This window comes from Streptomyces pathocidini (genome assembly GCF_001418495.1).
Classification (GTDB): domain Bacteria; phylum Actinomycetota; class Actinomycetes; order Streptomycetales; family Streptomycetaceae; genus Streptomyces; species Streptomyces pathocidini.
Genome location: NZ_LIQY01000482.1, coordinates 1 through 1,418, shown reverse-complemented (window position 1 = coordinate 1,418; position 1,418 = coordinate 1). Strand labels below are relative to the sequence as shown.

General features: G+C 73.1%; 1 protein-coding gene and 1 pseudogene. Both read right to left on the bottom strand.

Annotated features, from left to right (window positions below; all coding sequences use genetic code 11):
* Window positions 1–199: 199 nt before the first annotated feature.
* Window positions 200–1,144 carry an N-acetylmuramic acid 6-phosphate etherase gene (gene murQ / locus AOK16_RS20890; RefSeq protein WP_055473726.1) on the bottom strand — a complete coding sequence of 315 codons (945 nt, stop codon included), beginning with the start codon at window positions 1,142–1,144 and terminating at the stop codon, window positions 200–202.
* A gap of 58 nt (window positions 1,145–1,202) precedes the next feature.
* Window positions 1,203–1,418, bottom strand: a pseudogene (locus AOK16_RS20885) (RpiR family transcriptional regulator); the annotation flags it as partial.

The window sequence follows — 1,418 nt, the reverse complement described above, 5'->3', positions numbered from 1 at the left end:
GGGTGGTTCGGGGTCGTTGCGCGTCTGCGGGCCGGGGGCCGGTTGTGGCTGGTTGCGCCCTCCCTCCCCCGGACTCCGTCGGGGGCCCTCGGCCTGGCGGCGGACGCCTGGCCACAACCGGCGGACGGCTGCCCGCAACCGGGGGACGGCCGGCCGCAACCGGCGGGCCGGCCGGCCGTCAACGCGATGTGGAATCCGGTCAGTCGGTGTCTGGGGCGGCAGCCTGCAAAGCGGCTCGCAGGTGGCCTTGGGAGGTGGTGAGGAGCTTGGCGGCTGTTTCGGCGTCGGTGCCCGTGAGGATGGTGAGGATGGCGTTCTTCACCTCGCCGCCGTTGGCCGTCAGCGCCGCCTCGATCTCGGCGTCGCCGGCCCCGGTCGCCAGCGAGACGATGCGGCGGGCGCGGGCGCGGAGCTTCTCGTTCGAGGCGCGGACGTCGACCATGAGGTTCCCGTACGTCTTGCCGAGGCGGATCATCGTGATCGTCGAGATCATGTTGAGGACGAGCTTCTGCGCCGTGCCCGCCTTGAGGCGGGTCGAGCCGGTGAGCAGCTCGGGTCCGACGACCACTTCGATGCCGTGCTCGGCCGCCGCCGCGAGCGCCGAACCGGCGTTGCAGGACAGCCCGATGGTCAGCGCCCCGCGTCCGCGCGCGTACTCCACCGCCCCGATCGCGTACGGGGTGCGGCCCGAGGCGGAGATGCCGACGACCGTGTCCTCGGGCGTGAGGCCCAGGGACTCCAGGTCGGCGACCGCGAACTCCCGGCTGTCCTCCGCGCCCTCGACCGAGGTCACCATCGCGGACGGGCCGCCCGCGATGAGGCCGACGACCTCGGACGGGTCGGTGTTGAAGGTCGGCGGGCACTCGCTCGCGTCGAGCACGCCGAGCCGACCGGCCGTGCCCGCGCCCGCGTAGATCAGCCTGCCGCCGCGGGCCATGCGGGCGGTGGTGGCGTCGATCGCGGCGGCGATCCGGGGCAGGCTCGCGGCCACCGCGGACGGGACAGTGGAGTCCTCGCCGTTCATGGTCTTCGCGATGTCGAGGGTCGGCAGCCGGTCGATGTCGGCCAGCTCGCTGCGGAACGCCTCGGTGGTGAGCGTGTCCAGCTCGGCGCGCAGTCGCGCGTAGTCGGCGGTGGAGGTCATGGCGTCGTCGCTCTCTCGGATCAGGTTCCTGTAGGGGTTGCCGGGTCAAGGGCTGGGCTCATGGGCGTCTGGGGCCGTGGCGGTGGTGGGCCAGTGCCTCGTAGGAGGCGGACAGGGCTGGGGCCGCCGCGTCGTACGTCCGCTGGGCCACGCCTATGAACAGGCAGTCCACGACGAGCAGTTGGCTCGTCCGGCTCGACATGGCCGCGGGGCGCAGCTCGCTCTCGCGCGCGGTGGACGTGGTCAGCAGGTGGTCCGCGTACTGCGCGACGTC

Excerpts from the sequence above, each read along its gene's own strand:
- murQ (WP_055473726.1), bottom strand. The coding sequence starts at position 1,144 with ATGACCTCCACCGCCGACTACGCGCGACTGCGCGCCGAGCTGGACACG.